Source organism: Streptomyces sp. NPDC085866, assembly GCF_044541035.1.
GTDB lineage: Bacteria > Actinomycetota > Actinomycetes > Streptomycetales > Streptomycetaceae > Streptomyces.
In genome coordinates this window covers 1-24,108 of record NZ_JBITSQ010000011.1, presented here as the reverse complement: position 1 = coordinate 24,108, position 24,108 = coordinate 1, and the positions used below count along the sequence as shown (strand labels likewise).

Annotated in this window: 24 protein-coding genes and 1 tRNA gene; 7 read left to right on the top strand and 18 right to left on the bottom strand. The window is 71.4% G+C overall.

Features of this window, described 5'->3' with window-relative positions:
* Nucleotides 1-23: 23 nt before the first annotated feature.
* From ACIF83_RS27225 to ACIF83_RS27215, 3 genes are all read right to left on the bottom strand, one after another.
* On the bottom strand, nucleotides 24-1,565 hold the full coding sequence (locus ACIF83_RS27225; RefSeq protein ID WP_393474912.1) for a Stp1/IreP family PP2C-type Ser/Thr phosphatase: 1,542 nt from the start codon (nucleotides 1,563-1,565) through the stop codon (nucleotides 24-26).
* 132 nt (nucleotides 1,566-1,697) lie between these two features.
* Nucleotides 1,698-2,216 (bottom strand): FHA domain-containing protein, encoded by a 519-nt coding sequence (locus ACIF83_RS27220; RefSeq protein WP_393474915.1) that lies wholly within the window; start codon nucleotides 2,214-2,216, stop codon nucleotides 1,698-1,700.
* Nucleotides 2,217-2,226: 10 nt separating this feature from the next.
* Entirely contained in the window at nucleotides 2,227-3,075 is an 849-nt protein-coding gene (locus ACIF83_RS27215) for an FhaA domain-containing protein (RefSeq protein ID WP_393474918.1), read from the bottom strand.
* Between the two features lie 388 nt (nucleotides 3,076-3,463).
* Here ACIF83_RS27215 and ACIF83_RS27210 point away from each other — a divergent pair.
* Nucleotides 3,464-3,547: transfer RNA gene (locus tag ACIF83_RS27210), tRNA-Leu, on the top strand.
* Nucleotides 3,548-4,506: 959 nt separating this feature from the next.
* Nucleotides 4,507-4,842, top strand: coding sequence for a helix-turn-helix domain-containing protein (locus ACIF83_RS27205; protein WP_393474923.1), 336 nt, complete (start codon nucleotides 4,507-4,509; stop codon nucleotides 4,840-4,842).
* 56 nt (nucleotides 4,843-4,898) lie between these two features.
* Here the strand turns inward: ACIF83_RS27205 and ACIF83_RS27200 are convergent, their stop codons facing one another.
* On the bottom strand, nucleotides 4,899-5,696 hold the full coding sequence (locus ACIF83_RS27200) for a hypothetical protein (RefSeq protein ID WP_393474926.1): 798 nt from the start codon (nucleotides 5,694-5,696) through the stop codon (nucleotides 4,899-4,901).
* A 412-nt stretch (nucleotides 5,697-6,108) separates the two neighbouring features.
* Here ACIF83_RS27200 and ACIF83_RS27195 point away from each other — a divergent pair, with 412 nt between their 5' ends.
* Nucleotides 6,109-7,140 (top strand): 3-oxoacyl-[acyl-carrier-protein] synthase III C-terminal domain-containing protein, encoded by a 1,032-nt coding sequence (locus ACIF83_RS27195; protein WP_393474928.1) that lies wholly within the window; start codon nucleotides 6,109-6,111, stop codon nucleotides 7,138-7,140.
* Nucleotides 7,141-7,226: 86 nt separating this feature from the next.
* Here the strand turns inward: ACIF83_RS27195 and ACIF83_RS27190 are convergent, their stop codons facing one another.
* The 4 genes from ACIF83_RS27190 to ACIF83_RS27175 form a co-directional block, all read right to left on the bottom strand.
* Nucleotides 7,227-8,075: a BTAD domain-containing putative transcriptional regulator gene (locus ACIF83_RS27190; protein ID WP_393474931.1), complete on the bottom strand. Its 849-nt coding sequence runs from the start codon at nucleotides 8,073-8,075 to the stop codon at nucleotides 7,227-7,229.
* A 286-nt stretch (nucleotides 8,076-8,361) separates the two neighbouring features.
* Nucleotides 8,362-8,811: a MarR family winged helix-turn-helix transcriptional regulator gene (locus tag ACIF83_RS27185; RefSeq protein WP_393474934.1), complete on the bottom strand. Its 450-nt coding sequence runs from the start codon at nucleotides 8,809-8,811 to the stop codon at nucleotides 8,362-8,364.
* Between the two features lie 49 nt (nucleotides 8,812-8,860).
* Entirely contained in the window at nucleotides 8,861-9,307 is a 447-nt protein-coding gene (locus tag ACIF83_RS27180) for a hotdog fold thioesterase (protein ID WP_393474937.1), read from the bottom strand.
* 2 nt (nucleotides 9,308-9,309) lie between these two features.
* Nucleotides 9,310-10,872, bottom strand: a complete 1,563-nt coding sequence (locus ACIF83_RS27175; RefSeq protein WP_393474940.1) for an MFS transporter — start codon at nucleotides 10,870-10,872, stop codon at nucleotides 9,310-9,312.
* Between the two features lie 187 nt (nucleotides 10,873-11,059).
* Here ACIF83_RS27175 and ACIF83_RS27170 point away from each other — a divergent pair, with 187 nt between their 5' ends.
* Nucleotides 11,060-12,037 (top strand): aldo/keto reductase, encoded by a 978-nt coding sequence (locus ACIF83_RS27170; RefSeq protein ID WP_393474943.1) that lies wholly within the window; start codon nucleotides 11,060-11,062, stop codon nucleotides 12,035-12,037.
* A 70-nt stretch (nucleotides 12,038-12,107) separates the two neighbouring features.
* Here ACIF83_RS27170 and ACIF83_RS27165 read toward each other — a convergent pair whose 3' ends face one another.
* The 10 genes from ACIF83_RS27165 to ACIF83_RS27120 form a co-directional block, all read right to left on the bottom strand.
* Nucleotides 12,108-12,854 carry an HAD family hydrolase gene (locus ACIF83_RS27165; protein ID WP_393474945.1) on the bottom strand — a complete coding sequence of 249 codons (747 nt, stop codon included), beginning with the start codon at nucleotides 12,852-12,854 and terminating at the stop codon, nucleotides 12,108-12,110.
* Complete coding sequence (locus tag ACIF83_RS27160) at nucleotides 12,851-14,410, bottom strand: FAD-dependent monooxygenase (RefSeq protein WP_393474947.1); 1,560 nt, start codon at nucleotides 14,408-14,410, stop codon at nucleotides 12,851-12,853. The genes ACIF83_RS27165 and ACIF83_RS27160 overlap by 4 nt, the downstream gene beginning before the upstream one ends.
* On the bottom strand, nucleotides 14,398-15,141 hold the full coding sequence (locus tag ACIF83_RS27155) for an SDR family NAD(P)-dependent oxidoreductase (protein WP_393474950.1): 744 nt from the start codon (nucleotides 15,139-15,141) through the stop codon (nucleotides 14,398-14,400). Before ACIF83_RS27155 ends, ACIF83_RS27160 begins: the two co-directional genes overlap by 13 nt.
* A gap of 32 nt (nucleotides 15,142-15,173) precedes the next feature.
* A complete protein-coding gene (locus tag ACIF83_RS27150) occupies nucleotides 15,174-16,160 on the bottom strand; it encodes a 3-oxoacyl-ACP synthase III family protein (protein ID WP_398138798.1) in 987 nt (328 codons plus the stop codon).
* Nucleotides 16,161-16,219: 59 nt separating this feature from the next.
* Nucleotides 16,220-16,945, bottom strand: coding sequence for a 3-oxoacyl-ACP reductase FabG (fabG, locus tag ACIF83_RS27145; RefSeq protein ID WP_393474956.1), 726 nt, complete (start codon nucleotides 16,943-16,945; stop codon nucleotides 16,220-16,222).
* Nucleotides 16,942-18,180 carry a beta-ketoacyl-[acyl-carrier-protein] synthase family protein gene (locus ACIF83_RS27140; protein ID WP_398138799.1) on the bottom strand — a complete coding sequence of 413 codons (1,239 nt, stop codon included), beginning with the start codon at nucleotides 18,178-18,180 and terminating at the stop codon, nucleotides 16,942-16,944. Before ACIF83_RS27140 ends, fabG begins: the two co-directional genes overlap by 4 nt.
* Nucleotides 18,180-18,419 (bottom strand): acyl carrier protein, encoded by a 240-nt coding sequence (locus ACIF83_RS27135; protein WP_393474961.1) that lies wholly within the window; start codon nucleotides 18,417-18,419, stop codon nucleotides 18,180-18,182. The genes ACIF83_RS27140 and ACIF83_RS27135 overlap by 1 nt, the downstream gene beginning before the upstream one ends.
* Before the next feature lie 82 nt (nucleotides 18,420-18,501).
* Entirely contained in the window at nucleotides 18,502-19,533 is a 1,032-nt protein-coding gene (locus tag ACIF83_RS27130) for a ketoacyl-ACP synthase III family protein (RefSeq protein WP_398138800.1), read from the bottom strand.
* A gap of 7 nt (nucleotides 19,534-19,540) precedes the next feature.
* Nucleotides 19,541-20,458 (bottom strand): ScbA/BarX family gamma-butyrolactone biosynthesis protein, encoded by a 918-nt coding sequence (locus tag ACIF83_RS27125; protein WP_399730746.1) that lies wholly within the window; start codon nucleotides 20,456-20,458, stop codon nucleotides 19,541-19,543.
* A 538-nt stretch (nucleotides 20,459-20,996) separates the two neighbouring features.
* Nucleotides 20,997-21,923 (bottom strand): NADP-dependent oxidoreductase, encoded by a 927-nt coding sequence (locus ACIF83_RS27120; protein ID WP_393474969.1) that lies wholly within the window; start codon nucleotides 21,921-21,923, stop codon nucleotides 20,997-20,999.
* Nucleotides 21,924-22,052: 129 nt separating this feature from the next.
* Here ACIF83_RS27120 and ACIF83_RS27115 point away from each other — a divergent pair, with 129 nt between their 5' ends.
* From ACIF83_RS27115 to ACIF83_RS27105, 3 genes are all read left to right on the top strand, one after another.
* Nucleotides 22,053-22,691 (top strand): MBL fold metallo-hydrolase, encoded by a 639-nt coding sequence (locus ACIF83_RS27115; RefSeq protein ID WP_393474972.1) that lies wholly within the window; start codon nucleotides 22,053-22,055, stop codon nucleotides 22,689-22,691.
* The gene (locus ACIF83_RS27110; RefSeq protein ID WP_393474975.1) at nucleotides 22,688-23,677 is read left to right on the top strand and encodes a zinc-binding alcohol dehydrogenase family protein; all 990 of its coding nucleotides are present in this window, start codon (nucleotides 22,688-22,690) and stop codon (nucleotides 23,675-23,677) included. Before ACIF83_RS27115 ends, ACIF83_RS27110 begins: the two co-directional genes overlap by 4 nt.
* A gap of 49 nt (nucleotides 23,678-23,726) precedes the next feature.
* Nucleotides 23,727-24,108, top strand: a 382-nt coding sequence (locus ACIF83_RS27105) for a methylmalonyl-CoA mutase family protein (protein WP_399730741.1), incomplete at its 3' end; no start/stop codon positions are given.

Genomic DNA, 24,108 nt, shown 5'->3' with positions numbered 1-24,108 from the left:
GTGTGACAGGGCCTCTCACGGCTTTACTGCTTGCCGCACTGATCGACGACCTTCTGCTCATCCTCGGAGAGGCTCGGGCCGGGGTTGGGCGTGGCGGTCGCGGTCGGGGTCGGGGACTTGGACGAGGGAGACGTCGTGGAGGCCGACGGGTTCGGCGTCGGTGATGCCTTGGACGTGAAGGCGGTACGGGTGGTTCCCGTGGTGCCTCCGGCCTCGCCCTGGCCCGTCTTGGCGTTCTTCTCGGTCTCCGCTGCCGTGCGTTCCGCCTGCTTCTTGCACGCGGAGGCCTGCACGGACAGTGCCTCGATCTTCGTCTGGGCCTGCTGCAGACCACCTGCGGCGATCGTGTTCTTGACCTGCTTCTGCTGGTAGGGCGGCAGGTACTTGAGTTCGATCTCGGGGTGGTCCTTCTCCACCTCCGAGAGCGACACCCAGGCCAGGTCCTGGCTGATGCCGCGGTACAGCGCCACGTGCTCGCCGTTGGTGCCGACGTAGTACTGCGTCTGCGTCCAGCGGTAACCGCTGTACAGGCCGCCGCCGATGACCGCGAGGGCCAGGCCGCCGTAGAGGGATCGCTTCAGCCACTTGCGGCCCTTGCGCGGCTTGACGAAGTCCTCGTCGGTGTAGTCGCCGAAGCTGCCGCCCGGGATGTAGCCGGTGTCGCCGGATCCGGGCGGGCCGAACTCGCCGCCGCCCTGTCCGTGGCCCTGGCGCCCGAGGTGGGAGGCGCGGCCGGCCGGGGTCTGCATGATGCCGTTGTCGTGCAGGTGGTGCTGGTTCTCGGCGACGGCGCCGACCACGACCGGGGTGTCGGACAGCTGTCCGGCGAGGGTGTCACCGGTGTCCAGGTCGAGGACGTCGGCGACGATGACGGTGATGTTGTCGGGGCCGCCGCCGCGCAGCGCGAGCTGGATCAGCTCCTGCACGGTCTCCTGCGGGCCCTGGTAGCTGGCGAGGGTCTCCTCCATCGTCTGGTGGGAGACGACGCCGGACAGGCCGTCGGAGCAGATCAGGTAGCGGTCGCCGGCCCGGACCTCGCGGATCGACAGGTCGGGTTCGACGTGGTCGCCGCTGCCGAGGGCGCGCATCAGCAGGGAGCGCTGCGGGTGGGTGGTGGCCTCTTCCTCGGTGATCCGGCCCTCGTCGACGAGCCGCTGCACCCAGGTGTGGTCCTGGGTGATCTGGGTCAGCACACCGTCGCGCAGCAGGTACGCGCGCGAGTCGCCCACGTGCACGAGACCGAGCCGCTGCCCGGTCCACAGCAGGGCGGTGAGGGTGGTGCCCATGCCCTCGAGCTGGGGGTCCTCCTCGACCATGGCGCGCAGCTGGTCGTTGGCGCGCTGCACGGCGGTGCCGAGGGAGGTGAGGATGTCGGAGCCGGGCACGTCGTCGTCGAGCGTGACCAGGGTGGAGATGACCTCGGAGGAGGCGACCTCGCCGGCCGCCTGACCGCCCATGCCGTCGGCGATGGCGAGCAGACGCGGACCGGCGTAACCGGAGTCCTCGTTGCCCTCCCGGATCATGCCTTTGTGCGATCCGGCGGCGAAGCGCAGTGACAGACTCATGCGCACCTCGCCAGTCGGCTCCGGGTACAGCCGGTCGTGTCGAGCCACACTGCCCACCCTCCGGTCGGGAGCGCGCCGGAGACCGGGGTGCGGCCTGCCGCTGCGTGCTCGCTCCGCTCGCTCATTGTCGTACTACTTCCGCAGCTCGATGACGGTTTTGCCGATGCGGATCGGCGCGCCCAGCGGGATCGGTGTGGGGGTCGTCAGCCGGGACCGGTCCAGATAGGTGCCGTTGGTGGAGCCGAGATCCTCGACGATCCACTGGCCGTCGCGGTCCGGGTAGATCCTGGCATGGCGGCTGGAGGCGTAGTCGTCGTCCAGCACGATCGTGGAGTCGTGTGCCCGGCCCAGGCTGATGGTCTGGCCCTGCAGCGCGACGGTGGTGCCGGTCAGTGTGCCTTCGGTCACAACCAGCTTGGTGGGGGCGTTGCGGCCCCGCCGCCCGCCGCCGCCCTGCTGGCCGCGCTGCTGCGGAGGCGCGGACTGCTGCCGGGCCGCCTGCTGCGGACGCGCGGCCTCTCTGCGCGACCCGCGCTGGGTGACACGCGTACCGAACAGGTCGCTCCGGATGACCTGCACGGCCACGATCACGAACAGCCACAGTACGGCCAGGAAACCCAGCCGCATGACCGTGAGGGTCAGCTCTGACATTGCCCCCGCTTCACCCTTCGGCTTGCCGGTAAATGATGGTGGTGCTGCCCACGACGATCCGCGAGCCGTCGCGGAGCGTAGCGCGGGTGGTGTGCTGCCCGTCCACCACGATGCCGTTGGTGGAACCGAGATCCTGGATCGTCGAGGGCGTTCCGGTCCGGATCTCGCAGTGCCGGCGGGAGACGCCGGGGTCGTCGATCCGCACGTCGGCGTCGGTGCTGCGGCCCAGCACCAGCGTCGCGCGGGAGATCTGGTGGCGGTTGCCGTTGATCTCGATCCAGTAGCGGGTGCGTCCGCCGCTCGCCGGGGCGGCCGGGGGCCGCTGCGAGGCGGGCTGGGGGTAGCCGTAGCCGCCGGGCCGCGCGCCGGGCGGCGGCGCGGACGGCATCGGAGGCGCTCCGGCGGGAGCGGCGGGCGGCTGGCCGTAGCCGCCCTGGCCGGGGCGGCCGGCCGGAGCCGAGGGGGCCGCGCCCTGCTGGCTGGCGGAGGAGGCGAGGGTGCGCGAGCGCACCCGGTACAGACCGGTGTCGAGGTCGTCCGCCTTCTCCAGGTTGACCTTGATCGGGCCCATGAAGGTGTAGCGCTGCTGCTTGGCGTAGTCGCGCACCATGCCGGCCAGCTCGTCGCCGAGCTGCCCTGAGTAGGGGCTGAGGCGCTCGAAGTCCGGCGCGCTCAGCTCCACGATGAAGTCGTTGGGGACCACGGTGCGGTCCCGGTTCCAGATGGTGGCGTTGTTGTCGCACTCCCGCTGGAGCGCACCGGCGATCTCGACCGGCTGGACCTCGGACTTGAAGACCTTGGCGAAGGTGCCGTTGACCAGACCTTCGAGACGCTGCTCGAACTTCTTCAGGACTCCCATGGGGCACCTCCTCCGTCGCTGACGCTGCTTCCTTAGCCCTGCTCTGTGCCGCTGTCTTGCCCGGTACTGCTTACTGATCGTATCTACGCGCTCGGCAATCAGCCGGTTCCCCGAGACGCTCCCCTTCGAACTCCTCCAGACAAGGATCGTAGAGGCGGGCACTGACCAGTGTCCCGCACCCGGCTGTGGTCCCGGTCCGCCTCCTGGGGAGATGCCCTGGACCGGTACGAGGTTGATACGTGAACAGGGACTCCCTGAAACGTGGCCGGGTACGGGGCGGGTCCCGGCGGCCGGGAAGGGATGTGAACCCACCCCGTACGACGTGCTAATGTTCTGCGTGTCGGAAGGGGCCAGCCCGAAAGGGACGGAGCCGGAAGACACACCCAATGCGCGGGTGGCGGAATAGGCAGACGCGCTGGATTCAGGTTCCAGTGCCCGCAAGGGCGTGGGGGTTCAACTCCCCCCTCGCGCACAGAGAAACCGACGAAACGGGTCTCTACCGGTGACGGAAGTCACGGTAGGGGCCCGTTTCTCGTTGTGTCCGGGTTTGTGAGGGATCGCACACCTGGGAACGGACATGGGAGACCCCATCGGTGAGCCATCTCACCGATGGGGTCTACGGCTTTTCTTCAAGTGATGTCGTGCTGTTACCTGGGGGCTTGCCCGGCTGGGCGGCGGCGGGTGTGAGGTGCCCGGTCGGGGTCCTGGTCTTCGGTTCTTTCGTCTGACGGCGATGGTGGGTGCGCCGGCGTGGTCGCTCGCCGCCGAGGGACGGCGTGTCCAGCCACTTTTTGATCTTGAGCGGGCCAACCGGGCTGGGCTCGGGGCCGCAGCCGGATTCGTCTGGTGCGCCGCATCTGCCGGGGGAGGGAAGGGCATCGGGCCGCACGGCGCAGCGCGGGCCGATGCGCGCGTGGTCGCCCTTTAGGAGGCTGTTGGTGTGGCGGTCGAGGCCGGCGTCCTGCCGGGCACGATGGGCTGCCCGGTGGGCCAGAAGCCACGTGCCGTCCTCGGCCTTCGTGTACTTGACCGTATGGGGGAGGCGACAACTCCACGGTCGACGGACACTGACGTCGACCTGGGCTTGGCGGGTCGTGGGCATGTCAGCGTGTTGCTGTAGCGGCGAAGGCGAGTCTGCGCGTACCTGCTCAGCCTGTGAGGGACGCTGCCCGACGCCCACCGGCGTCGCGCCGTTGACGATCTCCCGCCGGGCTGGAGTTACCGCACACCCCCATTGGGGTGATGTTGAACCAGCCACGGACCTACTACTACGGGAAGCTCATAGTCGCAGGTCAAAGGCACACTGACGGAGTGATGTGCGTCGTCACACCCGGGGATTTTGCGGGAACTGAGTGTTTAGCTAGACCTAAAGGTGGCATCCTTGAGGCAGCGGCAACATCCGCTGCCGTTACATGAGTTGGGGGTCATGCCATGAGCTTCTTCGCTCGCAGTGAGAGTAACGCCGAATTAGCCGGCGCTCAGTTGGCGCGGCAGGCAACAGCTTCCCTCGCGGGCTTGTTGGCAGGGCTGGGGAAGACGCGTTCGGACCTCGCCAAGGCCATGGGTGTCAGCCCTGGTCGGGTCAGTCAGATCATGTCGGGTGACGCAAATCTGACGGTGCGTACGTTGGCTGCGGCGGCGGAAGCGCTGGGCGCCGACGTCGAGATCAGGTTTTCTCCCCGCCGCCCACACATCGCAGAGGGGCAGTCTGCGGGCAGCGGAGAGTCCTCGCCCTTGCGTGGAAGTGGCATCCCTACGCATCGATGAGCCTGTCCGGCTGCCGACCAGGGACTTGCGAGCCTCTGGTGAGGCGACTGCCGCCACTAGGGGCGGCTGCGGCGGAGGCTGAACCCTCGCCGTTGCTGAGGCAGCGCGGAACTGTGGAAGGCATCGTTGGACAGTGCCTTGGCGCGCAGTGCCTCCAGATCGGCGTGTTCCGTCCGGCGGCCGTGCACGTAGGCGTACAGCAACAGGTCTCCGCAGCGGTTGCCGGCTTCACCGAAAGCACTGCGGCACTGATAGACCTCTTCCTCGGTCGGCTCCCGCATCCAGGCGATGTGGATTTCACGGCGGGCCTCATCTGTCTTGGTCTGCACCTCAAGCGCGTTGATCATGGCTTTGTCGGCAGCGTCGAAGAGGTTGGTGACCGCTTTGGCGAGCTGGGGATGCCGGTCCACCAGGTAGTTCTTGAGTTCGTGTACGAACACACGGAGCTGCGTTGACTTCTCGAAGCCGTCCATGAACTGGTCACACCAGCGGCGAGCGTCCAGCCGCATGCGGTACTCGAGTCGTTCCCTGAACCAGGCAATGCCCAGTGTCATGAACTTGACGTAGGGCTGAGTCGTGTCGTCCTGCCTCCTGCGCGGCATGGTCGTGATCCCGGTGGCCAGGCCTGCGGCGATCGGAGGCAGCTTCGCCAGGTGCGGAAGCGCCAGCCCGGCGGCGATCCCGACTGCGCCTGTCAGAGCGAGAACCAGGAGCGTCAGGCCGGTGGATCTCCAGCTGCCCAGCAGCCGGCCCTTGCCGGCGGAATGGCGGGCTAAGCCGATCCACGCGACGCCGGCGCTGAGGGCGGCCGGTAACGCGTATCCGGCGAGCCAGCTGTGGTGGTACCAGGTCATGAACGGCCCCAAGTCGTGCATGGACAGGTAGGACCGTCGCAGGCGAGCAGAGGGCGAGCCGGGCTCCCCCTCGGCGTGTGCGCCCAGCCCCCACGCTGCAGGCCTGCAGGGAGAGGGCTGCCGCGAGTACCGCAGATGATGTCACCTGCCGTTGCCTTGCGGCGTTACTTTGAGCAACAAGTGACCACCGACTGCGGTGATCCAGCCACTTTGCGCCTCGCAGCGGCCGGGGCCCTCGGCCCGTGGTCGTTTTGGCGTCCTGTTTCTGTGAGGAAGCTCTCAGGGTGCCTGTCGACCCGGTGTCTCGTGACTGCGGGCGAAGTCATGAGTGAGTCATTGTTCTGGTATACAGCCTGATCACCGGTTACGACAGGGCTAGATTGAGTGACAGACTTCTGATACTCATGGTCACATGCACTTTTCCCGTCCCTTCGGAATTTCCGGTCCCACGCTGTGGCTCCCCGAGCGGCGCCAGAGCGCGTCCGAGGCAGTGCGTCAGGGGCTGATCGACTCCGAGACGGCCGAGGAGCTCGGCCACAGTGCGCTGCCGGTCGCCGATCAGGCCGCGCCCGACCTGGCCGTCGAGGCCGCGCGCCGCGCGCTGGCGGATGCCGGGCTGGACGCCGGGTCGGTCGCCCTCCTGCTGCATGCCTGGATTCACTACCAGGGCCACGACCTGTGGTCTCCGCCCCACTACATAGCCGACCGGCTCGACGCCGACGCCGCCACACCCATCGGCATCCAGCAGGTGTGCAACGGCGGCGCGGCCGCCCTGGAGCTGGCGGCCGCCCGGCTGCTCGCCGAACCGGAGCTGGGCGCCGCCCTGATCACCACGGCCGACCGGTTCGCCGACCCCGGCTTCGACCGCTGGAGCGGTGACTACGGAATCGGCTACGGCGACGGCGCCACCGCCCTCGTCCTGCACGACCCCGGCCTGCGCCCGGCCGACCTGCTGCTCCACTCGATCGCCACCGTGGCCGCGCCCCAGTTGGAGCGCATGCACCGCGGGGACGACCCGTTCGGCCCGGCCCCCCGCTCGATCAGCGAGCGCGTCGACGTGCGGCGCACCAAGAAGGCGTTCCTTCAGGCCGAGGGGATCGAAGGATTCGGCAAGGCGAGCGCGGAGGCCCTGCGCCGGGTGGCGTCCGCCTGCCTCGAGGCCCCGGCTCTCCAGGTCTCCGGCGCCCGGCTGCGGTACGTCGTGCCGCCCCGGCTCGGCCGCAAGACCATCGACCTGGCGTACGCCCCGGTCCTCGGCGAGCTGGACGGTGCCGAACTGCTGCGGGTGGGGCAGGACACCGGGCACCTGGGCGCGGGCGACCTCGCGGCGAGCCTCGCCGAACTCCGTTCGGGGCGGCTGCTCTCCCGGGGCGAGTACGCCCTGGTGGTGAGCGCGGGGGCCGGGTTCACCTGGTCCGGTGTGCTGGTGGGCGCGACGGTCTGAGGGTGCCGTCGGCCGGCCGTACACCGTGAGGGCCGGGCGCGGACACACGGTCCGCGCCCGGCCCCTTGTGCGGCCTCAGGAAGGGCTCAGCCCGCGGCGGAGGCGAGCGCCAGCTCGAAGCGGTGGGGGTCCTGGGTGCAGGTCGTGCGGGACGCCGGGGTGGGGTCGAGAGATGCCTCGCCGCGCAGGATGTCCTGTTCCATCTGCAGCAGGAACGGCGAGGGCTCCAGGCCGAGTTCGGACACCAGCCGGCGGCGGAGTCTGCGCACCACGGCGAGCGACTCGGCCCGCCGTCCGCTGCGGTACAGCGCCAGCATCAGATGGCCGTGGAGATTCTCGTGCAGCGGGTGAAGGGACGTCAGCTCGGACAGCTCGGCGATCAGGTTGCGGTGCACTCCGCACTGCAGGTCCGCGAAGATGCGGTGCTCCTGTGCGCACAGCAGGGACTCCTCCAGGTGCAGGACCCGGGCGCCGAGCAGCTCGCCGGTCTCCACGTTGACCAGGGGAGCCCCGCGCCACAGGGAGAGTGCCTCGCGCAGCAGGACGGCGCCGCGTGCGTAGTCACCGTGCCGGACCGCCCGGGCACCCGCCTCGGCCAGCCGCTCGTACTCCGTGATGTCGAGCGTGGTGCGGGCGCTGGACAGGAGGTAGCTGCTGCCTTCGGTGACGAGGATGGTTTCGGCGGCCTCGGCGACGCTGATGCCGAGAGCGGTGGCCAGGCTGCGCCGGATCTGTCCGATGTACGTCTGGATGGTGGCGGTGGCCGTGCGTGGCGGCGCGTCTCCCCACAGTTCCTGTTCCAGGGAGTGGACGGAGATCGCCCGGTCCGCGTCCATGGCCAGCATGGCGAGGAGTCGTTTCGGTTTGGGTGCGAGCTGGATCGGTCGCATCTCGTCGTCCAGGACGGTCAGCGGACCGAGGACTCGTATGTGCACAGTTCCCCCATTATGACGACCCCGGGCACCCCGGCCGGGCCTGCCGGCCTCGCGGGGGGCGCGGAGGTGATACCTCTTGAACAGCGTCTGCTGCTATGACAGAGGTCTGTCTTAGTTATTCAAACTATGGGCCTGACCGGTTACGCTGCAAGATCTTTCATTTGTCTGTTACAGACATCTCACCTACGGCCCATGGCCTGGAGCAGACAGGTCGTCGGAGCCCCCGCCTGTGCTGCGGGGGCCGACGCAAAGCGATACGGCACGGGCCCCAGGACCCGTGCCGTGTTCACCCGAGCTCGGCCAGTGTGGCGATGGCTCGCTCCAGGTACTCCTCGAAGCGGGCACGTTCCTCGGGCTCGAAGGCGGCGCTGAGCGCCCCCTCCACCTGGAGGGCCGCCTTGTCGGCCTTCTTCGCCACGGCCCTCCCGGTCCGTGTGATCCGGTTGACGACCACCTTCTGGTGCAGCTTGGAGGGTTCGCGGGCGATGAGCCCGGTCTTCTCCAGGTTCGCCAGCACGGTGGCCACGGTCTGCGGGGTGACGAGGCACTCGCGGGCCAGCTGCGCCGCCGACATGCCGTCGGAGACGGAGAGCAGCAGCAGGATCGAGTACTGCGGCACGGTCAGGTCGAACTCCCGCAGTGCCTGGGTCTTGCGGGAGATCAGGGCCTGCTCGGCCCGCTTGATGGTGTGGCCCAGCCGGCCTGCGGCCAGTTGTTCCGCTGTAGTTTGCGCCATATCAGTATTCTCGTATATGGCAGAACTCGAAATAAAGCACTCCGGGCATCTACTTCCCCCGCCTGCGGCGTGCCGGGGGGATGGCGCAGGTCAGCCTGGCGGTGCAGGTGCGTCGACCGCGCTCGTCGGTGATGACGATTTCGTACGTGGCCGAGGACGTCCCCAGGTGCAGCGGCGTGCAGGTGGCGGTGACCAGCCCCGAGCGCACCCCCGCGTGGTGGGTGCACGACAGCTCCTGCCCGACGATGATGCGGTCGGTGCCGGCGTACATCCAGGCCGCGATCGAACCCACCGTCTCCGCGAGCACCGCGTTGGCGCCGCCGTGCAGCAGTCCGATCGGCTGCCGGTTGCCCTCCACCGGCATGGTGGCGACCACGAGGTCGGGCCGGCAGACGGTCAGCTCGATCCCGAGCCGCTCCACCAGCTGCTGCCCGATGTAGTCGGGCAGCACCTCGATCGGTCCCAGCCGGGTGGCGGGCGCCACGGTGTCCGTCACGCTCACTGGGCCGCGCCCGTCGTGACGGCGGTGGGCTCCGCGACCGGCTCGGCGGCGAGGGCCGGCTCCTCGGCCTGCTTCTTGCCCGACAGCAGTGCGGCGACGACCACCGCGCTCACCGCGCAGGCGGCGGCGACGATCCACATGGTGGTGTGCAGTCCGCTGGTGTAGGCGTCCGCGGTGGCCTTCACCACGGCGTCACGGGCACCCGCGGGCACCTTGGCGGCCGCGTCGGACAGGCTGCCCTGCAGGGCGCGGGAGGTCAGCTCGTCGGCGCCGCCCGGGTAGGCGCTCACCGCGTGCGAGTCCAGCGCGTTCTTGGTGAGCACGGTGACCAGGGCGCCCAGGCCGGCCATGGACACGGCGTCCGCGGTCAGCCGGACGGTGTTGAACATGCCGGCGGCCATGCCCATGCGCTCGGGCTCGACGGCCGAGACCGCCGCGCCGTCCAGGATGCCCAGCGAGATGCCGTAGCCGATGCCGAGGCAGAGCAGCGGACCGGCCAGCGCGAGCGTGGAGGAGCTGGGCTCGATCACGGTCAGCCAGGCGGCACCGACCGCCGAGAAGCACAGCAGCAGCACGAACAGGGCGCGCTGGGAGACCTTCTGCGCGGCCATGCCGGTGACGGCGGGCACCACCAGCGAGGGGCCGGTGAGCAGCAGCAGGGTCATGCCGATGCGGAACGCGGAAAGGCCGCTGGCGGAGGTGAGGTAGGGCGGCAGCACGATGACCAGCGCGACGAAGCTGAAGGCCAGGACCAGCGGCACCAGGCACACGGCCAGGAAGCGCCGGTTGGCGAAGAGGCCCAGGTCGAACATGGGGTTGTCGCTGCGGCGCTCGATCACGGCGAACACCACCATCAGCACCACGAAGCCGGCCAGCGAGGCGAGCACGGCCGGGTCGCTCCAGCCGCGAGCGGGGCCCTCGACCAGGGCCAGGACGAACAGCGCGATGCCGATGCTGAAGGCGAACGTGCCGCTCCAGTCGAAGCGCTGACCACCGTTCGGCTGGGGGCTGGGCAGCATGGGGGTGGCCAGCAGCACCAGGGCGGAGGCGCCGGCCAGGACCAGGAAGACCGAGCGCCAGCCCCACAGGTTGACCAGCGCGCCGCCGAACATCGGGCCGAACGCCAGGCCCGCGCCCAGGAACGTGCCGAAGAGCCCGAACGCCTTGGCGCGGGCGGCGTCGTCGAAGGACTGGGCCACGATCGCGGTGATCGAGGCGAGGGCCGCGCCGCTGCCGAAGCCCGCGATGGCCCGCGAGAGGTCGAGCAGCAGGATGCTGTTCGACAGGCCCGAGACGGCCATCCAGAAGGCGAAGAAGGCCATGCCCCAGGTGAACATGCGGCGGTGGCCGATCCGGTCGGCCAGCGAGCCCATCGCGGCCAGGCTGCTGGAGGCCGTGAGCATGTAGCCGTCCACCACCCACTGGGCGGCGGACAGGGAGCTGTGCAGGTCCGCGCTGATGTCGGGGACGGCGACGGAGGGTCCGGTGACCACGAGGGTCATCAGCGGGCCGACGACACACGCGGCGGCGAGTGTGGCCCGGGGGTTGCCGGTTGACACGGAGATTCCTCTTCTCTGGTGAATACGGGTGCTCTGGCAAGTGCGCAGCCAGGTAAAGGCGTCAGCTGAGACAGAACTCTGTCATAGATTAAGGGTCTGTGTGTTCTCGGTGTCAATAGCGTATGACAGAGGTCTGTGTAAGGATGTGACTCTGTCTTGCGGATGCGGGCACAGGAGAGGAAAGGCGGTGCGCACGGGGATGCGCGAGATACAACTGGGCGGCCGGGGCCGGAGCTTCGCGAGCGTCGGGCTCGGCTGCATGGGCATGTCGTGGGGGTACGACGAACTCGGCCGTGACGAGGCGGAGTCGATCGCCGTCGTCCACCGGGCCGTCGAGCTCGGCGTGGACCTGATCGACACCGCCGACCAGTACGGCCCCTTCACGAACGAACTCCTGGTCGGCAAGGCCCTGAAGGCGCTGAAGGAACGCCGGGACCAGGTGCTGCTGGCCACCAAGGGCGGCCTCGTCGTCGACGACCCGGCCACCTACCGCAGTCACCGCGACGGCCGCCCCGAGCACCTGCGCGCCGCCGTCGAGGCGAGCCTGACCCGGCTCGGGGTGGACCACATCGACCTCTACCAGCTCCACCGCATCGACCCCGAGGTCCCGGTGGAGGAGAGCTGGGGGGCGCTGTCCGAACTCGTCGCCGCGGGCAAGCTCGGTGCGCTCGGCCTCTCCGAGGCGTCCGTGGCGGAGATCCGGCGGGCGCAGGCCGTTCACCCGGTGGCCTCGGTGCAGAGCGAACTGTCGCTGTGGAGCCGCGAGTCGCTCGACAACGGGGTGGTGGAGTACTGCGGCGGCGAGGGCATCGCCTTCATCGCGTTCGCCCCGCTGGGCCGCGGCTTCCTCTCCGGCCGCATCTCCTCCCCCGGGGACCTGCCGAAGGCCGACGGCCGGCACGGGCTCGCCCGGTACCAGCCCGAGGCCCTCACCGCCAACCAGGCGATCATCGAGCGGGTGCGCGAGGCGGCCGAGGAGACCGGGGCCTCCGTCGCCCAGGTGTCGCTGGCCTGGGTGCTGGCGCAGGGCGACCACGTGGCCGTGCTCCCCGGCACCAAGACCCGCCGCTACCTCGAGGAGAACGTCGCCGCCGGCTCCCTGCGGCTGTCCCCCGCCGCCCTGGAACGGCTCGCGGACCTCCCGGCGGCGGTCGGCGTCCGCTGACCCGCGCCCCCATGCCGACCGGCCCCGAAGGCGCAGCGCGCCCTCGGGGCCGGTCCTTGTCGCAGGCCCCTCACACCGGCTGGCGCCGGGTGCCCGCGGCCAGCCGGGCCGGGAGGACCTCCCAGCCCTCGTCCGTGGCGGTCCGCAGCATCGCCGGGTGGTCGCCGACCACCGTGGGGTGCCCGACGCGGCGCAGCATGGTCAGATCGCCGGGGTCGTCGCCGTAGGCGTGGCAGTCGGCCGGGTCCGCGCCGAACTTCGCCAGCGCCTCCTGCATCGCGTCGCCCTTCGCGGGCCCGAACATCGCGTGCCGGATCGCCCCGGTCATCCGGCCCTGCGCGTCGATGTCCGGCTCGGTGCACAGCACCAGGTCGATGCCCAGGTCCTCGGTGATCGGGTACAGCGTGGCGGGCCAGGACCCGGAGATCACCACCGTGTGGTGCCCCGCCGCCTGGTGCCGGCGCAGCCGGGCGACGACCGGCTCGATGAACGGGCAGCCCTGGGCGCGCAGTTCGGCGTACCAGTTGCGGGCGTCCGCCCGCAGTTCCTGCCACGGCACGCCCGCGAACAGCTCGTAGAACTTGGACACCACCTCCACCGGGGTCACCCCCAGCTTGGCGAGCCGGCGAAGCGGCTCGACCTGGCGCTCGTACTCCGCGCCCGAGACGTCGCCCTGCTGCCGGAGCCGGTAGCGCAGCAGCGAGAACGGGGTCTTCATCGCGATCAGCGTCTCGTCGGCGTCGAAGAACGCCACCACGGGACGGTCGGGCGCGGCGGGGTGGAAGGGCTCGGCCAGGCCGGACGGATCGGTCGTCACTGTGGTGTTCCTCCAGGTTGCTGCGGGGTGGTGCGGTGCGTCGCCCGCGTCAGCAGGCCGGCCGCCCGCTGCGGATCGGCGGGGTCGACGCGCGACAGAAGGTGGCCGTCCGGGCGGACCAGCGCCACGGTGGGCGCCGGTCCCAGCGCCCTGGCGAGCGCCGGGGCGACCGCGCGGTCCAGCTCCACCACCGGGGCGGGCGCCAGCGCCTCGCGCAGCCGGTCCCGGGTGCCGGCCCAGCCGGGCGGCGGAGTGCGGGTACCGGGCCACAGCAGGGCGGTGGGCCGGTCGCGGTCGATCTCGGGCCAGGGCGAGGTGCCGCGCCCGGCCGCCCGGCCGCCGGCCGACCGGACCGGCAGCCGCGGGTGCTTCTCGCCGTAGCTGACATCGGTCTGGCTGAGCTGGGGGGCGACCTTGCGCTGGAACAGCCCGGTGCGGTCGGCGGCCCAGAACGCCGCGTCCCGCAGCGCCACCTTCGCCGGGGTGCTGACCACACCCGCCTTGGTGAGCAGTTCGGTGGAGCGGGCCACCTGGTGCGAGACCGTGCGCCGCTCGGCGTCGTACGAGCCGAGGATCTCCTCCCCGAAGTCGCCGCGCAGCACCCCGGACAGCTTCCAGGCGAGGTTGAAGGCGTCCTGCATCCCGGTGTTCATGCCCTGGCCGCCGGCCGGGCTGATCACATGGGCGGCGTCGCCCGCCAGGAAGCAGCGGCCCGCGCGGAACCGGGCGGCGATGCGCACCCGCACCCGGAAGGAGCCGCTCCACAGCAGCTCCTCGACCCGGCTGCGGCCGGCCGCCCGCTCGTCGACCATCCGCTGGAACAGCTCGGCCGGCGGCGGGTGCTCCTCGTCGAAGGCGTCGTGCGGCACATTCAGCGCGATGCGGTGCACGCCCCCGCCCATCGGGCCGAGCACGATCGCGCCGCTCGGGGAGTAGCAGTAGTGGGACAGGTCCTCGGACAGGGTGGTCGAAAGCCGGGCGTCGGTGATGGCGAAGGAGACGTCCACCGGCGGACCGTCGTAGGCGATGCCGAGCTGCTTGCGCACGGTGCTGTGGGCGCCGTCCGCGCCGATCAGCCAGTCCGGCTCCGTCTGCTCCGTCCGCCCGTCCTCGTGCTCCAGCTTGACCACGGGCAGCGGACCGGAGTTGTCCAGAGCGGTCAGCCGCACCCCCTCCTCGACCGTGCCGCCCAGCTCGGTGAGCCGCTCGCGCAGCACCCGCTCGGTCTCGTGCTGGGGGATGGTCAGCGCGAAGGGGTACGGGGCGTCCGCGAGCCTGCTCATCCAGGCCGTGGACAGCCGGCGCCCGCGCGAGTAGAAGGCGGTGCCCGCCAGCCGGTGGCCGCGGGAGACCAGCTCCTCGGTCACCCCGATCCGGTCGAGCAGTTCGAGGTTGCGCGGCCACACCACGTTGGCCCTCGAGTGCGCGGTGGTGCCGCGCCCGGCGTCCACCACCCGGACCGGGATGTCGTGCTGCAGCAGTTCACAGGCGATCAGCAGGCCGACCGGGCCCGCGCCGACCACCAGCACGTTCCGGCCGGTCGTCAGGCCGCCCACATCAGGCCCCCGTTGACCTCCAGCACACTGCCGTTGACGTAGCTGGACTCCTGGGAGGCGAGGAACACCGCGGCGTCCGCGACCTCCTTCGGGTCGCCCAGGCGGCCCGACAGCAGGCGGCCCCGGTAGGTGTCCCAGGCACGGGCGTTGGCCGCGAGGTCCTTGCCCATGCCCTCGTTGATGTAACCCGGCGAGAGGCAGTTGACGGCGATGTTCTTCGGGGCCAGCTCGGCCGCCGAGGTGCGGGTGAACATCTCCACGGCCGCCTTGCTCGCGCTGTAGGCGGCGGCGCCCACCGCGGCCCGGCTGGCCACGCAGGACGACACGTTGATGATCCGGCCGCCGCCCTGCGCGCTCATGTGCCCCGCAGCCGCCCTCGTGCACAGGAACACCCCGGTCACGTTGGTGGCCAGCGTGGTGTTCCAGTCGTCCAGGCTGAGCCGGGAGATCTTCCCGTCGCGGCTGGTGCCGGCGTTGTTGACCAGCACGTCGAGCCGGCCGGACGTCTCCACGGCCGCCGCCATCAGGTCGGCGACCGAGGCCTCGTGGGTGACGTCGGCGTAGTGGAAGCGGAGCCGGTCGCCGTGCTCGTCGGCGAGTTCCTTGATGTCGTACGGGTTGCGGGCGGCGGCGATCACCGAGGCGCCCTCGGCCAGGTAGGCCTCGGTGATCGCCCGGCCGAGTCCCCGGGTACCGCCGGTGACGACGATGGTCTTTCCGTGGAGCCGCATGGCTCCTCCATTCGTGAGTGGGGGGACTGGGGTCAGTACCAGTTCAGGAGGGCGGCCCCGGCGGTCATGCCGCCGCCCACCGAGGCGAGCAGCACCCGCTCGCCGCGGGTGAAGGGCTTGGCGCGGTGCGCGGCGTGCAGGGTGAGGGGGACCGACGCGGCGACCGTGTTGCCGAGGTGGGGCGCGGTGTAGACGACCCGCTCCGGGTCGATCCCGGCCCGCTCGACGAAGGTCTCCAGCAGCCGGGTGTTGGCCTGGTGGAAGACGAACCGGTCCACCTCGTCCAGGCGCAGCCCGCACTCGTCGAGCACCTCGTTGCCGAGCTTGTCGAGCACGCCCAGCGCGTAGTCGCGCACCGCGCGCCCGTCCATCCGGAAGAAGTGCTCGCCGGCGTCCCGGGCCCGCTGGTCGAGCGGGGTGCGGGTGCCGCCCGCCTCCACGCCCACGTAGTGGTTGAGCTCTCCGTTGGTGACCAGCCGCAGCGACTGCAGGCCGTAGCCGTCGGGCACCTGGCCCAGCAGCACCGCGCCCGCGCCGTCGCCGAACAGGCTCACCGTGCGGCGGTCGTCGCGGTCCATGATGGTGGAGAACATGTCCGCGCCGACCAGCAGCGCGTACGAGCCCTGCCGCCCGGTGGCGATCAGGCCCTCGGCGACGGCGAGACCGTACAGGAAGCCGCTGCACACGGCGTTGACGTCGAAGGCGGGCAGGGCGTCGAGGCCCAGCTTGTGCTGGAGGATCGAAGCCGTCGACGGCTGTGGCACGTCCGGGGTGCAGGTCGCCACGATCAGGGCGGCCAGCTGTTCGCGCACCTCGGGGCCGAGCCCGTCCAGCGCCTCGCGGGCCGCGGGCAGGGCGAGGTCGGAGGTGGTGGTGCCCGGCTCCGCGTAGCGGCGCTCGAGGATGCCCGTGCGTTCGGCGACCCACTCGGCGGACATGCCCGTCCACTCGCTGATCTGCTGGTTGTCGACGATCCGGTCGGGCGTGTGGGAGCCGATCGACAGAACACCGACGGCCATGGAAAGTCCCCCTAATGGTTGTGGCTTGCTGATGCGGTACGGGAAGCGCCGGCGAGCCGTCAGTAGCCCATGCCGAGGCCGCCGCTGACCGGCACCACGGCACCGGTGATGTAGGAGGCCTGCTCGCCGGTGAGGAAGGCCACCGCGTGGGCCACGTCCTCGGGAGTGCCGGTCCGCCCCAGCGGCGTCATGCTCAGGTACTCGCCGCGGCGAGCCGGGCGCAGGTCCTGGATCATGTCGGTCTCGATCATTCCGGGCGCCACGACGTTGACGGTGATGCCGCGGCTGCCCAGCTCCCAGGACAGGGAGCGGGCGAGACCGACCAGGCCGGCCTTGGCGGCCGTGTAGTTGGTCTGGCCCGGCGACCCGGTGAAGGCGACCGCCGAGGAGATCAGGACCATCCGTCCCCAGCGGCGGCCCAGCATGGCGCGGGCCGCGTGCTTGGCGACCCGGATCACCGCGCGCAGGTTGGTGTCGAGCACCGCGTCGACGTCGTCGTCGTCCAGTGTCAGCAGCAGCCGGTCCCGGGTGATCCCGGCGTTGGCCACCAGGACCTCGACCGGGCCGTGCGCGGCCTCCACCTCCTTGAACGCCCGCTCGACCTGCGCCTCGTCGGTGACGTCGCAGCGCACCGCGAACAGGCCCTCGGGCGGCTCGCCCGAGCGGTAGGTGACGGCGACCCGGTCGCCCCGCGCGGCCAGCACCCGGGCCACGGCCAGGCCGATGCCCCGGTTGCCCCCGGTGACCAGCACGGAGCGGCCCCCGGGGGCGTCGGTCGCGGTCATGCCGGCGTCACCGCGATCACCGCGTTCTGCCCGCCGAAGCCGAAGGAGTTGTTGACCGCCGCGCCGATCCGCATCGGGCGGGCCTCCTTGGCGACGACGTCCACCTGCACCTCGGGGTCGAGGGAGGAGAGGTTGGCGGTGGGCGGCACCAGGCCCTGCTCGACGGCGAGCACCGTGTAGACGGCCTCGGCCGCGCCGGCGGCGCCCAGCAGATGCCCCACCACGCCCTTGGTGGACGTGACGGCGGGCCGCTCGCCGAACACCCGGCGGATGACCCCCGACTCGGTCTTGTCGTTGAGGGGCGTCGACGTGCCGTGCGCGTTGACGTGGTCGACCTCGCCCGGCTCGATGAGCGCGTCGGCGAGCGCGGCCCGGATCGCCCGCTCGGCACCCCCGCCCGTCGGGTCGGGCGCGGAGGCGTGGTGGCCGTCGGCGGAGGCGCCGAAGCCGCTGATCCGGGCGCGGACGCGGGCGCCGCGCACCCGGGCGTCCTCGACCCGCTCCAGGACCAGCACCGCGGCACCCTCGCCGGCCACGAACCCGTCGCGGTCGGCGTCGAAGGGCCGGGAGGCGCCGGCCGGGTCGTCCGAGCGGGTCGACAGGGCGCCCGCGCGGGCCAGGCTGGCCATGGCGGTCGGGCTCATCGCCGCCTCGGCGCCGCCGGCCAGGACGATGTCGCACGCCCCGGACTCCAGCAGCGCACGGGCGTAGCCGATCGCGGTGTTGCCGGAGGCGCAGGCGGTGGAGACGACCTGGTTGGGGCCGAGCGCCTTGAGGTCCATCGCGATGTAGCCGGCCGTCATGTTGACCGGGCCCATCACCATCAGCAGCGGCGAGACGAATCCGGGTCCGTCGGACAGGTGCTTGCCGTGCTCCCGCTCGACGGTGGACCAGCCGCCCAGGGACGTACCCATGACGACGCCGACGCGGGCGCCGTCCCAGGCCGCCGGGTCCAGACCTGCGTCCTGCACGGCCTGGCGGGCGGCGACCACCCCGAAGTGGCTGATCGGGTCCATCCGCACCGCGGTGCGCCGGCCCAGCAGCGCCCCGGCGTCGAATCCGGGCACACGGCAGCTGAAGTCGACCGGGAGCCCGGTCAGTTCGGGATCGCGGGCGGCCGTCGCGGTGCCGGACCAGACCCGCTCGACATTGGCCTCGACGCCGATGCCGGCCGGGGTGACCAGGCCGACGCCGGTGACCGCGACGTCGAAGCGCTCGGTGCGGACGGCTCGCATCAGACGGTCACCTGCTCGGCGTCGATGCTGCGCAGCACGTCACCGATGGTGTTCTCCGGGGTGAGCGCGGTCTCGTCGATCTGCACGCCGAACTCCTTCTGCACGGCGACGCTCAGCTCGATCAGGGCCAGCGAGTCGAAGTCCAGGGCGTCGAAGGTGGCTTCGGCGTTCAGCTCCTCGAGCGCGACGCCCAGCTTGTCGACGATGAGGGCGAAGAGGCGGTCCTGGTTGGCGGACATGTGCAACTCCTGGGAGAAACAGGGATGGATGGGATGGGAGAGGACACCCGGTGTCGGAGTCCTGTCGGTGCCGGTGTCCCGGTCAGGGCCGGCTCACGGCCATGGCCGTGAAGGTGAAGCCGCCCCCGCCGTTGAGCACGAGCGCGTACTGGCCGGGGGCCAGCCGGTCGCCCCGGGCCAGGTCGGCGAGCGAGGCGTTCAGATCGCCCGCGCCCACGTGTCCGGTGGCGCGGCCGAGGTCGAGGGGTTCGGCCGAGGTCGACTCGCGCAGCGGCGGGAGGTACGCCTCGTCCATCGCCTTGGTGCCCAGGCGCGGGATCACGGCGTACCGCAGCCGGGGGTCGTCCGGGGCGAGTCCGGCGCGCCGCAGGCAGAGGTCCACCGCGGCCCGGATGCGGTCGTGAGCGGTCTTGGTGAACCGCTCGACCCCGTAGGCCTTGATGAAGGCGCGCTTGGTGCGGCGTACGTCGATCATCGGGCTGTGCCCCATGGGGGTGGCGTTGAGCTCGTCGTCACCGCGGTGCATCACCTCCAGCTCGGCGGCGACCGTGGTGCCGATCGCGTGCAGCAGCAGGTCGGCCGGGAGCGCGCCGTCGGCCCGGTGGACCAGGACCGCGGTGGCCGCGTCACCGGCCGCCATCCCGTAGTCGCTGCGCCAGCGGTGCCAGCTCGGCATCAGGAAGCGGTCGGCGGTGGTCACCAGGGCGGGACCCGCCGCCGGGTCGGCCAGCAGCCGGGCGGCGGCCGTCTCGATGCCGATGGCCCCGCCGTTGCACTGCTGCAGCAGCCCGATCGGCACGGCCATGTGCGCGCCGAGCCGTTCGGCCACGTAGTGCGGGGCCGACCAGGCGTCGTGGCCCTGGTGGTGGACGCTGGCGTGCAGCAGCAGCGACAGCTCCTCGGGCCGGGCGCCGCAGCGCAGCAGCACTTCGCGGGCGGCTTCCGTGGCCATGTCGGGCGGGGCCACCTCGGTGCTCACCGGCAGGGAGGTGTAGCCGAGGTCGCGGGCGGTGGGGGCGTCGATGTCGCCGCAGGCGACCGCGTCCTGCACCGTCTGCGACTCGGGCGGGTACCAGGCCCCGGCGACGAGTCCGAGCGGGGACGTCAGCTCCATGCCGGCCTCACCGCCCGTCGTCGGACGCAGCGGCCGCGACGCCGATCGTGGCGGTGCACAGCACGGCGTCGTCCTGGTGGAAGTCCACGGTCACCTGCCCGCCGTCCCGGTGGGCGCGCACCGTGACGGGGCTGTCGAGTTCCACGAACCGGTGGAAGGCGGCGTGGAAGCGGTGCGGATACACGTCGCCCGGACCCCGGCCGTCGGCGAGCACGGCGATCTGCCGGGCCGCCTCCAACAGGGCCATCGCGGGCACGTGGTCGAGCGGATGGTCGTACATCGCCGCGTGCCGCACCGGCACGTCGAGGCGGGCCTCGATGCCGTCGGCGGTGCTGCGGGAGTCCACCAGGACAACGTTGTGCGCCAGCTCCCGGCCCACCAGAGCCGGGTCGACCAGCACGCCGGCGCGCTCGGCGGGCATCGCCGAGGACATCGGCGGGACGCTGCCGCGGCTCTTCGCGCGGTGGGCGTGGTAGCCGTCGCCGCTGAGGTATCCGGCGGTCACGGTGCTCGTGCCCACGCGGTGCCCGCCGACGACGAAGGCGCACTCGAGCGTCGCGGCGAGCAGCCGGGTGCCGCGCCGCTTCAGCTCACGGGCGGCGACCTCGATGACGAACTCCGCGGGCGCCCCGCCGTCGGCGCGCAGCGCCGCCACGTCGGTGAACCCGGTCGTCCACTCGCTGATCAGGAACGAGGTGCCGTAGGGCACGTCCAGCCACTGGTGGGCGACGACGGTCACCGCCTGCCGGGCGGCCTCGAGGAGGAACAGCGGGTCGAGCAGCTCGGGGCGCCAGGCGTGGTCGTTGTAGTAGGCGTGTGCCCGCGGCCCCTGCAGCGCCACCGCGAAGGTGTCCTCGCCCAGCCGGGCGGCGTCCGTGACGAACACCTCCATCACCGCGGTGCGGTGCACCAGTGCCCGGTCCATGGGGCGCTGGTAGGAGAGTGGGGCCGCAGGCGCAACGGTTCGCTCCTGCTGGGCAAGGGGCATGACGCAGTCCGTTCGACTTGGGGGAACTCGGAACGCGGAACTCGGGAACTCGGATCGGGAGAACTCGGATCGGCGGGATCGCGGGGGGGGGATTTCGGGTGGGGGGATTTCGGGTGGGGAATCTCGGATCTGGGGGGGATATCGGGTTGGGGGGATGCGGGGCACGCGGGCGCACATGCGGCTCGGAAAAGGGGCTCTGCATGGCGTGGGGGAGGCGCTCCGATGCGGCTCCCTGCGGCGTACGACCAGTCTGGCAGCCGCCCCCAGTGCCTGATCGAAGAGCGCGCGGGGAACGGCTGAGGACCCCGGTATGGGCTGCTGGAGACTCACTCAAGAACCGCTGGAACATGGCCGGCCGGGGCCACCGGGGTGTCCTGCCGGTTGCGCGGACACGACGAAGGGCCGTCCTCGGAGCGAGGACGGCCCTTTGCAGAAGTTCAGGCTGCGGTGACCTGTTGACGTTCGGGTGGCGGTGTCACCCGTCGACGTTCAGCACCACCTTGCCCCGGACGTGCCCGGTCGCCACGAGTTCGTGCGCCCGGGCCGCCTCCGCGAGCGGGAACTCGGCGCTGACGTGCACCCGTACCGCCTCCCGTCCGGCCATCGCGGCCAGCTCGGCGAGGTCGGCCGCGTCGGGGCGTACGAACACGTAGTGGCCGCCCAGCGCGACGACGTCGCCCGAGATCGAGGCCAGGCGTCCGCCCGGCCGCAGCAGGGCCGGCGAGGCCTGCAGGGTCTCCCCGCCCATCAGGTCGAACACCGCGTCCACGCCGCCGGGCGCCAGTGCCCTCACCCGCTCGGCCAGGCCCGGACCGTAGGTGACCGGCAGGGCGCCGAGGGAACGCAGGTAGTCGTGGTTGCGTTCGCTCGCGGTGCCGATGACGGTGGCCCCCAGCTCCCGGGCTATCTGCACGGCCAGCGAACCGACCCCGCCCGCCGCCGCGTGCACCAGCAGCACCTCGCCCGCCGCGAGGCGCAGATGGCGGCGGAGCGCCTGGTAGGCGGTGAGCCCGGCGGCGGGCAGGCCCGCGGCCTCCCGCAGGCCCAGGCCGGCCGGCTTGTGCGCGAGGGTGCGCACGGGAGCGGCGACCAGCTCGCCGTAGGTGCCGCGCTGCATGTGGTCGCAGCGGACGTAGCCGACGACCTCGTCGCCGGGGGCGAACTCGGTCACGCCGATGCCGGTCCGCTCGACCACCCCGGACACGTCACAGCCCATCACCATCGGGAAGTGCGCCTCGAACCAGTCGTCTATGTAGCCTTCGCGGATCTTCCAGTCCGCGGGGTTGACGCCCGCGTACGCGACCCGCACCAGGACCAGGTCCGGGCCCAGCTTGGGCTCGGGAAGGTCCATGAGCTGCAGGACCTCGGGTCCGCCGTACTGGTTGATGGCCACTGCCTTCACTTGCACAACCTCCCTGCGGGCGGATCCGGTTCGCGCCCGCGGCTCGTCACTCGTGTTAGACCATAAGACAGAGTTCTGTTTTACTGGTGACAGTTGACATATGAATGTCGCGGTGGGCAGGGTGGGCGCATGCTCGCACTGTCTGCCACCACCGGTCGCTTCGGAACCAACGTCCACATCGTGGCCTCGGGCCCCGGGCAGCCCTGTCTCATCGTCGACCCAGGTCACGACGCCGCCGGCGCGGTGGAGCGGGCCGTGCGCGAGCACCGCCTGGAACCCGAAGCAGTGCTGATCACCCACGGCCACATGGACCACACCTGGGACGCCGTCCCGCTCGCCCGGCGGTACGGCATCCCGGCCTGGATCCACCCGGCCGACCGCTACCAGTTCGGCGCCCCCGCCAAGGGTCTGCCGGACACCTTCCCCCGGGAGCTCCTGGTCGGACACCCCGACCAGGAGCCGGAGGAGGTCCGCGAACTGCCCGCGCAGGGCGGTGAGTTGACCTTCGCCGCCGGCCTGGTCACGGTGCTGCACACACCGGGCCACACCGGGGGATCCAGCATGTTCCGCTTCGACGGCGACCGCCCGCTGCTCGCCACGGGAGACACCCTGCTCGCCACCGGCAGGGGCCGCGCGGACGCCCCGGGCGCCAGCCCCGCGAGCCTCGAGGTCTCGGTACGGGAAGTAGCCCGGCTCTGCCCCGAGGAGACGGTCCTGCTCACCGGGCACGGGCCCGCCACCACACTTGGAGAGATCACCATCCGATGAGCCAGTCACGCGTCGTCCGCTTCGACACCTTCGGCGACCCCTCGGTCCTCGCCGTCACCGAACTCACGCCCCCCGAGCCGCAGGCCGGGGAAGTCACCGTCGACGTGCGCTACGCCGGCGTCAACTTCGCGGAAGTGATGTTCCGCCGGGGCCAGTTCCCCGTCGATCTGCCGCACTTCCCGGGCCTGGAGGCCGTCGGCACCGTCCGCGCGATCGGCGAGGGCGTGACCGGCCTCACCGTCGGCGAGGAGGTGGCCGCGCTGACCCTGGGCGGCGGCGGCAACGCCGACGTGGTGGCCGTCCCCGCCGCGCACGTCGTACCGCTGACCGGCCGCCTCGCCGGTGTCGACCGTGCGGCGGCCGCCGGTGCGCTGTGCAATGTGACGACGGCGCTGGGCGTGCTCACCTCGGCGGGCCATCTGGCCGCGGGCGAGACCGTGGTGGTGCTCGCCGCCGCGGGCGGTGTCGGTACGGCCGCGGCCCAGCTGGCGCGCGTCCTCGGCGCGGGCACGGTGATCGGCGCGACCAGCTCCGCGGACAAGGCGGAGTACGCGCGCACCTTCGGCTACGACAGCGTCGTCCCCTACGAGCAGCTGGCGGACGAGGTCGCCGAGCGCACCGGCGGCCGGGGCGCCGACCTCGTCCTGGACTCGGTCGGCGGGAGCTTCCGCTCCGAGGTGACCGGCCTGCTCGCCGCGTTCGGCCGGCATGTGATCTTCGGTAACGCGGCCGACAGCGACGTCACCTTCGAGGGCAACCACCCCTGGTACACGAACAGTTCGCTGGCGGGCTACAACCTGGGCGGCGTCGCCGGCCGCGCTCCCGAACTGCTGCGTACGCATCTGGAGCAGGCGCTCGCGCACGTGGCGGCCGGCGAGGTGCGGGTCGACACCACGGTGCTGCCGCTGAAGGACGTCGCGCACGCCCACGAACTGCTGGAGACGCGCGCCTCCAGGGGCAAGTACGTCCTCGACACGCGCATCTGAGCGACCGCGCTCGCGGTCACGGGGGAACAGAAACACGGGGGAACGAGAAATGCGCACATCGGAATCAGGGCTGCCCGTCGAGCCGGTGTACGGGCCTGACGCCCTCGACGGCTGGGACCCCGCGGGCAGGCTCGGCGAGCCGGGGGCCTACCCCTTCACCCGCGGTGTCCATCCGACGATGTACGCGGGCCGGCCGTGGACCATGCGCCAGTACGCCGGTTTCGGCACCGCGGTCGAGTCCAACGCCCGCTACCAGCAGTTGATCGCCAACGGGACCATGGGCCTGTCGGTCGCCTTCGACCTGCCCACCCAGATGGGGTACGACAGCAACGCCGACCTCGCGTCCGGTGAGGTCGGCAAGGTCGGTGTGGCGATCGACTCGATCGAGGACATGCGGGTGCTGTTCGACGGCATCCCGCTGGACAAGGTCT

What these genes read in the sequence shown, in the direction of transcription:
- ACIF83_RS27225 (WP_393474912.1), bottom strand. Translation starts at nt 1,565, where the DNA reads ATGAGTCTGTCACTGCGCTTCGCCGCCGGATCGCACAAAGGCATGATC.
- ACIF83_RS27220 (WP_393474915.1), bottom strand. Translation starts at nt 2,216, where the DNA reads ATGTCAGAGCTGACCCTCACGGTCATGCGGCTGGGTTTCCTGGCCGTA.
- ACIF83_RS27215 (WP_393474918.1), bottom strand. Translation starts at nt 3,075, where the DNA reads ATGGGAGTCCTGAAGAAGTTCGAGCAGCGTCTCGAAGGTCTGGTCAAC.
- ACIF83_RS27205 (WP_393474923.1), top strand. Translation starts at nt 4,507, where the DNA reads ATGAGCTTCTTCGCTCGCAGTGAGAGTAACGCCGAATTAGCCGGCGCT.
- ACIF83_RS27200 (WP_393474926.1), bottom strand. Translation starts at nt 5,696, where the DNA reads ATGACCTGGTACCACCACAGCTGGCTCGCCGGATACGCGTTACCGGCC.
- ACIF83_RS27195 (WP_393474928.1), top strand. Translation starts at nt 6,109, where the DNA reads ATGCACTTTTCCCGTCCCTTCGGAATTTCCGGTCCCACGCTGTGGCTC.
- ACIF83_RS27185 (WP_393474934.1), bottom strand. Translation starts at nt 8,811, where the DNA reads ATGGCGCAAACTACAGCGGAACAACTGGCCGCAGGCCGGCTGGGCCAC.
- ACIF83_RS27155 (WP_393474950.1), bottom strand. Translation starts at nt 15,141, where the DNA reads ATGCGGCTCCACGGAAAGACCATCGTCGTCACCGGCGGTACCCGGGGA.
- ACIF83_RS27150 (WP_398138798.1), bottom strand. Translation starts at nt 16,160, where the DNA reads ATGGCCGTCGGTGTTCTGTCGATCGGCTCCCACACGCCCGACCGGATC.
- fabG (WP_393474956.1), bottom strand. Translation starts at nt 16,945, where the DNA reads ATGACCGCGACCGACGCCCCCGGGGGCCGCTCCGTGCTGGTCACCGGG.
- ACIF83_RS27140 (WP_398138799.1), bottom strand. Translation starts at nt 18,180, where the DNA reads ATGCGAGCCGTCCGCACCGAGCGCTTCGACGTCGCGGTCACCGGCGTC.
- ACIF83_RS27135 (WP_393474961.1), bottom strand. Translation starts at nt 18,419, where the DNA reads ATGTCCGCCAACCAGGACCGCCTCTTCGCCCTCATCGTCGACAAGCTG.
- ACIF83_RS27130 (WP_398138800.1), bottom strand. Translation starts at nt 19,533, where the DNA reads ATGGAGCTGACGTCCCCGCTCGGACTCGTCGCCGGGGCCTGGTACCCG.
- ACIF83_RS27125 (WP_399730746.1), bottom strand. Translation starts at nt 20,458, where the DNA reads ATGGACCGGGCACTGGTGCACCGCACCGCGGTGATGGAGGTGTTCGTC.
- ACIF83_RS27115 (WP_393474972.1), top strand. Translation starts at nt 22,053, where the DNA reads ATGCTCGCACTGTCTGCCACCACCGGTCGCTTCGGAACCAACGTCCAC.
- ACIF83_RS27110 (WP_393474975.1), top strand. Translation starts at nt 22,688, where the DNA reads ATGAGCCAGTCACGCGTCGTCCGCTTCGACACCTTCGGCGACCCCTCG.